The following is an 8287-nucleotide window of genomic DNA, read 5'->3' on the forward strand; positions in this document are numbered from 1 at the left end:
GGCGTTCGCGACGTCGTCGCTGACCGACAGCCGGGTCATCCTGGACCAGCCCGGGGCGGAGAAGCTCATCGGGATGGGGGACGCGCTGTTCCTGCCGATGGGCGCCAACAAGACCGTTCGGTTGCAGGGCGCCTACATCAGCGACGAGGAGATCCAGGCCGTCGTCGGGGCCTGCAAGGACCAGGCCGAACCGGAGTACACCGAGGGCGTCACCGCGGCCAAGCCGTCCGGGGATCGCGCCGAAGTCGATCCCGACATCGGCGACGACATGGAACTGCTGCTGCAGGCCGTCGAACTGGTCGTCTCCAGCCAGTTCGGCTCCACCTCGATGCTTCAGCGCAAGCTGCGGGTGGGCTTCGCCAAGGCCGGCCGGCTGATGGACCTGATGGAGACCCGCGGCATCGTCGGGCCGTCGGAGGGTTCCAAAGCCCGCGAGGTCATGGTCAAGCCCGACGAGTTGGCCGGCACCCTGGCCGTTATCCGGGGCGGGGACGGGGCCGCCCCCGATGCGGACCACGACGAGGACGACGACACCGGCGTGCCCGAGGACTTCTGACCCGCCAAATCGACGAAATGGCGCGTTCGACTCGCACTTTCGCGCCCAAACCTACGTTTGGGCGCGAAGGGGGTCAGAGCACGAAGGGGGTCAGAGCACCAGCAGCATCCGGGTGTTGCCCAGGATGTTGGGTTTGACGTAGCTCAGGTCGAGGAATTCGGCCACGCCGACGTCATAGGAGCGGCACATCTCCTCGTAGACCTCGGCGGTCACCGGGGTGCCTTCGATCTCGGTGAAGCCGTGCCGGCCGAAGAACTCGGTCTCGAAGGTCAGTACGAACAGCCGTTCCAGCTCCAGTTCGCGGGCGACCTCGAGTAGCCGGTCCACGATGGCATGGCCGATGCCGCGCCCCTTGACGGCGGGATCCACCGCGACGGTGCGCACCTCTCCGAGGTCCGCCCACAGCACGTGCAGTGCCCCGCAGGCCACCACCCGGCCGTCGGCCTCGGCGACCCAGAACTCCTGAACCGACTCGAAAAGCGTGACCAGGTTCTTCTCCAACAGAATCCGGCCGGCGTAGGTGTCCACCAGACGCTTGATCTCCGGAACGTCGGAAGTCCGGGCACGGCGAACCGTCACGCCGGGGAAGTGCCCGTCCAGTGTTTCGGGGGAGAAGTCCGTCACGGGCCCAACCCTATCGGCCGGTCTTGCGCGGGCGCGGTCCGACCAATAGCGTCGAAAGTGGGCCGGGCACCGCGAAAGTCGGAGAGGCCCGATCATGCGCCGATCACTCGAACGAGACCTTTCCGCGCAGCTGGGGCAGCAGTACCGCGACTACCGGGCCAGCGTGCCGATGCTGATTCCCGGACCGGGCCCGCAGAGTGGACGGGCCGACGGCGCGGCCGGTCTAACTCTTTGCGGGGGTCGCAGCTGACCGGTCGGGTTGGTCAACCGATACTCTGTGTGCCGTGACGAGCCAACCCCAGACTCAGCCGACGGTTCGGCGCGAATGGATGGTCCACGTCCCGAACCTGTTGACCGGCCTGCGTCTGGTGCTGGTCCCGATCTTCCTGTTCTTCCTCTTTGCCGGCGACGGACACCAGACCGCAAGTCGCATAACGGCCTTCGCGATCTTCGCGGTGGCGGTCATCACCGACCGGCTCGACGGTTCGCTGGCGCGCAGCTATGGGGTGACCAGCGAGTTCGGCAAGCTGGCCGACCCGATCGCCGACAAGATGCTGATCGGCTCGGCACTCATCGGGCTGTCGATGCTGGGCGACCTGCCGTGGTGGGTGACCGTGGTGATCCTGGTCCGCGAGATCGGCGTCACCGTGCTGCGGTTCGCGGTGATCAATCGCGGTGTCATCGCGGCCAGTCGGGGCGGCAAGCTGAAGACCCTGGTGCAGTCGGTCGCCATCGGCCTGTTCATCCTGCCGGTGCACACTTGGCCGGGTCAGTGGCACGCGGCGGCCTGGTGGGTGATGTGGGCGGCGGTGGTATTGACCGTGGTCACCGGCCTGGAATATGTGATCGCGGCGCTTCGCGGAACCCGGGTCCGGGACTGAAAATCGCCTCCGGGAACCTTCCGGACCGCCTCTGCGTTGCACAGATTGCTGCGACGAATCTGAGGAGGACACCGCGATGGCGGTATTGCTGCGTGAAGTGATCGGTGACGTGCTGCGCAGGGCGCGCACCTCCCAGGGCCGCACCCTGCGTGAGGTCTCCGACTCCGCCCGGGTCAGCCTGGGTTATCTCTCCGAGGTCGAACGGGGCCGCAAGGAGGCCTCCAGCGAGTTGCTGAGCGCCATCTGCGCCGCTCTGAACGTTCCGATGTCGCGGGTGCTGTGCGACGCCGGCACCGAACTGGCCTGCCACGAAGGAGCCACGGTCATCCCGCATCCGGCCGCCATGGCGGTGGCCTGACCCTGCGATTCGCCCAATTTCTTCAGACCCGACGCGCAAGCTGATGTGGTCGGCGGGTCCGAACCGATAAATTGGGCTCGATAAATTGGGTTGGGACACACCGATCCAATTCGGCAATCGACTCGAAGGCGGGCAACACCCCATGGCCAATCCGTTCGTTAAAGCGTGGAAGTACCTGATGGCGTTGTTCGGCGCCAAGGTCGACGAATACGCCGACCCCAAGATCCAGATCCAGCAGGCCATTGAGGAAGAGCAGCGCCGGCACCAGGGACTCACGCAACAGGCCGCGCAGGTGATCGGCAACCAGCGTCAGCTGGAGATGCGGCTGAACCGCCAGCTCGCCGACATCGAGAAGCTTCAGGCCAACGTGCGCCAGGCCCTGAACCTGGCCGACCAGGCCACTGCCGCCGGCGACACCGCCAAGGCCACCGAGTACAACAACGCCGCCGAGGCCTTCGCCACTCAGCTGGTGACCGCCGAGCAGAGTGTCGAGGACCTCAAGGTCCAGCACGATGGTGCGCTTCAAGCCGCGGAGCAGGCGAAGAAAGCCGTCGAGCAGAGCGCCATGAATCTGCAGGGGAAGGTCGCCGAGCGCACCAAACTGCTCGGCCAGCTGGAGCAGGCGAAGATGCAGGAGAAGGTCGCCGAGTCGTTGCGGTCGATGAACGAGATGGCCGCCCCCGGCACCACGCCGAACCTCGACGAGGTCCGCGAGAAGATCGAGCAGCGCTACGCCAACGCCATGGGCTCGGCCGAGCTGGCACAGAACTCGGTCCAGGGCCGGATGATGGAGGTTCAGCAGGCCGGGGTCCAGATGGCCGGGCATTCCCGCCTCGAGCAGATCCGGGCTTCCATGCGCGGCGAGGCTTTGCCTTCCGGGGGCGCGGCCTCCGCGGCACCCAGCGCGCCGGCGATCACACCCGAAACCGAGCAGCCGCTCGGTCAGTAGGGTTCGGCACAGGAGGCGAATCACTCGATGACGGTTAAGGCCGGGCACGAAACCGGCTTCGCGGCCCGGTCTTTTCGGTCGGCGCTGCAACGCGGTGTCGACACCGTCAGCGAGTACGCCGACGCGGCCGCGCAGCGACTCGGCGCGGCCGCCGACCCGCGCGCCCGGCTGTTGCGCAAGCGGCGCTGGTCGCTGCGGTTCGGGCTGTTCTTCGCCTTCGCGACGGCCTTCTGGGTCTTGGTGACGGGGCTGCTGTCGGCGTGGAGCACCCCGGTGTGGGCATTGCTCATCACCGGGCTCATCGCCGTCGGAGCGGCCGTGCCGGCCACCCTGTGGCTGCTGCGCTACCGATGGCTGCGTGGCGAGCCGCTGCCGCCCCTGCGTCAGGTCAGCAGTCGCCGCCTTCCGCCGCCGGACTCGGTGGCCCGCCCGGCGATCTCGGCGCTGGGCGCTTCCGAACGGGGCCTGCACTCGTTGCTGGGGGTCATCGCCCGCGGCGGGATGCTGCCCGCCGGGGAAGTCCGGGAGCTGACCGATGCGGCAGGCCGCTCCGCGGCGACCATGGCGGCCACCGCCGCGGAGGTGGTGGCGATGGAACGGGCGGCCGCGGACAACCCGGCGTCGCGGTCCTATCTCGTGCCGACGATCAATGCGTTGACCGCGCAACTCCACAGCGGGGTGCGGCAGTACAGCGAGATGGTGACCGCCGCCGCGCATCTGGTGTCGTCGGTGAACGCCGGTTCGGGGATGCCCCCGCCGCGTCATCGCGCGGAACTCACCGAGGCCACGGATCGGCTGGTGGGGTGGGCGCAGGCCTTCGAGGAACTGGGTCCTCCCGCCCGACGGGTCTAGCGGCGGGCTCTACAGCCTCGGCCGCAGCGCGGGGAGCGCCGCCCCGACCAGCCCGCGCACCGTCGCCTTGGTCATGTCCCACACGTCGAAGTAGTCCCGCCACAACGTGATTCGCCCGTTCTGCACCTCGAAGACGCCGCACACCCAGAACTGCAGCCGCAGCCGCCCGAACTCCAGCACGTCGGTGCGCTCGGTCAGCACCGAGGCGCCGTTGACCGCGATGCGGTGAATCTTGACCTCGAAGCCGGCCCGGCCCTCCATGGAGCGGAAGAGCTTCATCGCCCGGGCGCGGCCGTGGATGGTCGGGAAACCGACGTTCTGATAGACCAGGTCGTCGTCGAGCACCGCTGCGACGCTGTCGTAGTGCCGGGCCGCCAGCCCGCTGAGCAGCACCTCGACGGTGTGCGCATTGTCGATGTCAGAGCTGATGTCGCGATCGACACCGGTGGTCCGCTCGCTCATGCCCTCCACCATAGACCGGTCTCGGAACAGCTGTGGCAGTGTGAAGCCGGTGCGGGTTGCTGTCGTCGCCGGCCCGGAGGCCGGCCATGCCTTCCCGGCCCTCGCACTCTGCCTGCGGTTCGCCGCCGCCGGTGACGAACCGGTGTTGCTGACCGGACGGGAATGGCTCGACACCGCCCGCGCGGCCGGCATCGAGGCCGTCGAGTTACTGGGCCTGGATCCCGGGGAAGGGGACGACGACGCCGACGCCGGGGCGAAGATCCACCAGCGGGCCGCCCGGATGGCGGTTCTGATCAAGCCCGTTCTGCAACAGCTTCGGCCCGATCTGGTGGTCTCCGATGTCATCACGGTCTGCGGGGGCATGGCGGCGGAGTTGCTGGGGGTGCCCTGGGTCGAACTCAGCCCCCACCCGCTCTACCTTCCCTCGAGGGGCCTGCCGCCGATCGGCAGCGGCCTGGCGCCGGGCACCGGAGTGCCCGGACGCGTGCGCGACACCGTGATGCGGTTGTTCACCGCCGGCTCCATCCGCGCCGGCGATCGTCAGCGTGCCGCGGCTCGCGGCGGGATCGGCCTGCCGACCGCTGATCCCGGCCCGCGGCGGCGGTTGGTGGCCACCATCCCGGCACTGGAGGTGCCCCGCCCGGACTGGCCGGCGGAGGCCGTCGTCGTCGGCCCCCTGCATTTCGAGCCGACCGCCGCGGTGCTGGATATCCCGCCCGGGGACGGTCCCGTGGTCGTGGTCGCTCCGTCGACCGCCGTCACCGGTGCGGCGGGCCTGGCGGAGGTGGCACTGGAGCATCTGGTCCCCGGACGGACCCTCCCGGCCGGTTCCCGGCTCGTGGTGTCCCGGCTCGGCGGAGAAGACGTGGAGGTGCCGCCGTGGGCGACGGTGGCCCGGGTCCGTCAGGACGAACTGTTGCGGCACGCCCAGGTCGTGGTGTGCGGCGGCGGGCACGGCATGCTGTCCAAGACGCTGCTGGCCGGTGTCCCGGTGGTCGTCGTGCCCGGCGGCGGGGATCAGTGGGAGTTGGCGAATCGTGTTGCGCGACAGGGCAGTGGGCGGCTGGTGCGTCCGCTGACCGGTCATGCGCTGAGCGCGGAGGTCGGTGAGGTGCTGTCGAATCCGAGTTACCGGGAGGCGGCGCGTCGAGCGAGGGAGAGCGCTGTCGGGGTGACCGATCCGGTGCGGGCCTGTCGCGAGGTGACGCGATAGTTCCGGAAATGCTCCTCAGTCGCAGTCAGAGGTAATCGCGGCACCAGTAAACGGGGGCGGAAGACCTGGAGCAGCTCTTCTAAGGCGGAGGGATGGAGCTGGTCGGGGAAGACCTTGATCAGGGTGCGGCCCGACCTGTTCCGCAATACCGCGTGGGTGAGTTCGACCACCTGCTCGCTCACCCTTGCGGCGAAGGCCTCAAACGCTCTTGGCCGCTGCGCGGGCGGCACGTCGCTGATTGCGTCGGGACCACCGTTCGAGAACCACGGGAACCGGTCGACGAGCTCACCGTCGCCCAAATTGCTCCACTCTGCGCCGAGATAGAGCTCGTTCAGCAAGTTGACCTCGGGGCGGGACTGTCGGATCACCTCGCCGAGTGCGTTGGTCCCGGACCTCGCGACGCTGATCAGGAGATCCAGTCCGTAGTCGGCCCGGTCCGCGCCGAGACTTTCCGTAGCGGCCGGTCGGCTACTGAATTCTTGCGGCCGGCCGTGCGACGCGGGCGATCGGGGGGAGTGCAATCTGGCTCTGATGTCCTCCAGGCGGCAGAGGGCGCGGTCGACCGCATCTGTGGCGGCTCCCTTCGCGGCCCGCTTCGCATCGGCTGGCAGGACGGCCCGCATTGAAATACGGCGCCCGAGGAGTGCCGAAGAGATGCGCTGCGCTGCCGGCGAGTTCCGGAACCGCACCCAGCGGATGGCGGAGGTCCCAGTCCAGAAGCTCGTCGATCGGGGCACGGATCATGGTGTCCACGTCGAGGTAGAGCACGTCGTCGAGGTCCGGCAGCATCTCGGCCAGCAGGAGTCTGGCGTAGGTGAAGTGCGACGCGTACTGGCCTTCGCGGATCGGCGTGAACCGGGTGAACTGTTCCTGACCGCGCTCGGGGACGGGCGCGACGTTGAGCGAGATGGCATGCCTCGACGCTGCGGCCCGAACGGGGGTCAGGTGGACGTCGGCCGTCCCCGCCGGGACCGCGAGCGTCACGCCGTCTGCGCGGCGTCCGAAGCGCGCAACCCGGGCGAGGATACCGGGTATGTGCCGCAGGTAGTTCTCGTCGGCCGTCAGGACGATCGTTGTCACAGGGTTACGGTAGCGCCGTAGCGGATAAGTTCCGGCAGCCGCGGGTGAGCGCTCACTGCGCCCCGCGGGTTCGCGCTACCACTGATCACGGGGGACGTCGAAGTCGGCGCACAGCGCCCACCACACGTCTCGTGGGTCAATACCGGCCTCGATGGCCTGAGCGGCGGTCCGTCCGCCAAGTTTCGTCAGCACATGATCGACCAGTAGGGAAGCCCCACGCACCGGGCCGAACTGCGCTTCGACGAGTTCGTGGAATTGGGTCTTGCGCACGCCGCCCAAGTTACCCAAACAGGGGCCCTCACTCCCGTCTCGGTCACAGATCCGGCGGGGAGACGGTCTTCACCCGCCATCCGCTGACCACTTCAGGTATCGCACGCACATGCCACAGGGCCGGCCGAGCGTGCGGCCGGATTCGCAAGTGGCGCAGAAGCGGCGCCGCCATCGAGCCGATCAGCAGACGGCCGGCCAAGACGAGTGCAGTCAGCGCCGCGGCATATTTCGGGAAGTGGAGCACGTAGAACAGGGCTTCGGAACGAACCGATTGACGGAATGAAAACTCGGCCACCTGCGATGTTGACACGCCGCCAATGTGGGACACGTGGACTCGCTGATCGAGGAAGCACCCGACACCGACGTTCCTGAGGCGCAGTGCGAGGGTCTCCTCCTCGCGATACAGAAAGAACCGCTCGTCGAAACCACCGACCTCGCGGAACTTCTGAGCGCTGATCGCAAGACAGGGTCCACCGACGAACTCGGCGTCGGAAATGCTCCTGGAGCCGGTACCCGGACTACCCAGTCTTAACAGACTCAGCGCCTGCGCGGCAGGGGTGGTCCAACGTCTGACCACGGTGACGTCGGAGTGTTCCGGGTCAAGGACGAGTGGGGCCACTAGCGCGTTCATCTCCTGGGCCGATCGCGCCAAAATGCGGGGGCCCTCGTGATCGAGAAAGGCGGCTCGTTGGGCGATTCTGTCACGGTTGCGAACCGCCGCGAAGCGCGAGGTTCATGGTTGCGCGCGAGGTGCGCGGCGGGCGACACGCCGCGCGCCACACTTGTCATCGAACACATGTTCGTTACTGTGGGAGATGTTCGACGGAGCCTATCGCTAGCCGATTTGTCAGAGGTCTTCTCTAACGTCCCGGCTAACCGACCAACACCGGTCAACCGAACACCACAGAACGGAGACATCCATGGCTAGGCAAGCCCCCGACCGCGAAAAGGCACTCGAACTCGCGATCGCCCAGATCGAGAAGAATCACGGCAAGGGCGCGGTGATGCGCCTCGGCGACGAGGTCCGCCAGCCCATCTCGGT

General features: G+C 67.9%; 11 protein-coding genes and 1 pseudogene. 7 read left to right on the forward strand and 5 right to left on the reverse strand.

Annotation, left to right across the window (positions count from 1 at the left end; all coding sequences use genetic code 11):
- The coding region (locus ADBZ5U_RS12910; RefSeq protein WP_526810786.1) for a DNA translocase FtsK at positions 1 to 556 on the forward strand (556 nt) is incomplete at its 5' end.
- A 90-nt stretch (positions 557 to 646) separates the two neighbouring features.
- Here ADBZ5U_RS12910 and ADBZ5U_RS12915 read toward each other — a convergent pair.
- Positions 647 to 1180, reverse strand: coding sequence for an amino-acid N-acetyltransferase (locus ADBZ5U_RS12915; RefSeq protein ID WP_526810788.1), 534 nt, complete (start codon positions 1178 to 1180; stop codon positions 647 to 649).
- 284 nt (positions 1181 to 1464) lie between these two features.
- On the opposite strand from ADBZ5U_RS12915, the gene pgsA reads away from it, so the two are divergent.
- The 4 genes from pgsA to pspM all read left to right on the forward strand — a co-directional run bounded on the left by pgsA (position 1465) and on the right by pspM (position 4220).
- Complete coding sequence (pgsA, locus tag ADBZ5U_RS12920; protein ID WP_526810790.1) at positions 1465 to 2061, forward strand: CDP-diacylglycerol--glycerol-3-phosphate 3-phosphatidyltransferase; 597 nt, start codon at positions 1465 to 1467, stop codon at positions 2059 to 2061.
- 76 nt (positions 2062 to 2137) lie between these two features.
- Positions 2138 to 2419: a helix-turn-helix domain-containing protein gene (locus ADBZ5U_RS12925; RefSeq protein ID WP_526810791.1), complete on the forward strand. Its 282-nt coding sequence runs from the start codon at positions 2138 to 2140 to the stop codon at positions 2417 to 2419.
- 142 nt (positions 2420 to 2561) lie between these two features.
- Positions 2562 to 3368 (forward strand): PspA/IM30 family protein, encoded by an 807-nt coding sequence (locus tag ADBZ5U_RS12930; protein ID WP_526810793.1) that lies wholly within the window; start codon positions 2562 to 2564, stop codon positions 3366 to 3368.
- Between the two features lie 27 nt (positions 3369 to 3395).
- Positions 3396 to 4220 carry a phage shock envelope stress response protein PspM gene (gene pspM, locus ADBZ5U_RS12935; RefSeq protein WP_526810795.1) on the forward strand — a complete coding sequence of 275 codons (825 nt, stop codon included), beginning with the start codon at positions 3396 to 3398 and terminating at the stop codon, positions 4218 to 4220.
- A 9-nt stretch (positions 4221 to 4229) separates the two neighbouring features.
- Here the strand turns inward: pspM and ADBZ5U_RS12940 are convergent, their stop codons facing one another.
- Positions 4230 to 4682, reverse strand: a complete 453-nt coding sequence (locus ADBZ5U_RS12940; protein WP_526810796.1) for a limonene-1,2-epoxide hydrolase family protein — start codon at positions 4680 to 4682, stop codon at positions 4230 to 4232.
- 49 nt (positions 4683 to 4731) lie between these two features.
- Here ADBZ5U_RS12940 and ADBZ5U_RS12945 point away from each other — a divergent pair, with 49 nt between their 5' ends.
- Complete coding sequence (locus ADBZ5U_RS12945; protein WP_526810798.1) at positions 4732 to 5895, forward strand: glycosyltransferase; 1164 nt, start codon at positions 4732 to 4734, stop codon at positions 5893 to 5895.
- 468 nt (positions 5896 to 6363) lie between these two features.
- On the opposite strand, the gene ADBZ5U_RS12950 is transcribed toward ADBZ5U_RS12945, so the two are convergent.
- The 3 genes from ADBZ5U_RS12950 to ADBZ5U_RS12960 form a co-directional block, all read right to left on the reverse strand.
- Positions 6364 to 6975, reverse strand: a complete 612-nt coding sequence (locus tag ADBZ5U_RS12950) for a glycosyltransferase (RefSeq protein WP_526810800.1) — start codon at positions 6973 to 6975, stop codon at positions 6364 to 6366.
- 75 nt (positions 6976 to 7050) lie between these two features.
- Positions 7051 to 7245 (reverse strand): DUF3046 domain-containing protein, encoded by a 195-nt coding sequence (locus tag ADBZ5U_RS12955; protein WP_526810802.1) that lies wholly within the window; start codon positions 7243 to 7245, stop codon positions 7051 to 7053.
- Positions 7246 to 7288: 43 nt separating this feature from the next.
- A complete protein-coding gene (locus ADBZ5U_RS12960) occupies positions 7289 to 7864 on the reverse strand; it encodes a glycosyltransferase family 2 protein (RefSeq protein WP_526810804.1) in 576 nt (191 codons plus the stop codon).
- Between the two features lie 301 nt (positions 7865 to 8165).
- Here ADBZ5U_RS12960 and ADBZ5U_RS12965 point away from each other — a divergent pair.
- Positions 8166 to 8287, forward strand: a pseudogene (locus ADBZ5U_RS12965) (recombinase RecA); the annotation flags it as partial.

This window comes from Mycobacterium sp. (assembly GCF_040398885.1).
GTDB lineage: Bacteria > Actinomycetota > Actinomycetes > Mycobacteriales > Mycobacteriaceae > Mycobacterium.

Excerpts from the sequence above, each read along its gene's own strand:
- ADBZ5U_RS12925 (WP_526810791.1), top strand. The coding sequence starts at position 2,138 with ATGGCGGTATTGCTGCGTGAAGTGATCGGTGACGTGCTGCGCAGGGCG.
- ADBZ5U_RS12940 (WP_526810796.1), bottom strand. The coding sequence starts at position 4,682 with ATGAGCGAGCGGACCACCGGTGTCGATCGCGACATCAGCTCTGACATC.
- ADBZ5U_RS12930 (WP_526810793.1), top strand. The coding sequence starts at position 2,562 with ATGGCCAATCCGTTCGTTAAAGCGTGGAAGTACCTGATGGCGTTGTTC.
- pspM (WP_526810795.1), top strand. The coding sequence starts at position 3,396 with ATGACGGTTAAGGCCGGGCACGAAACCGGCTTCGCGGCCCGGTCTTTT.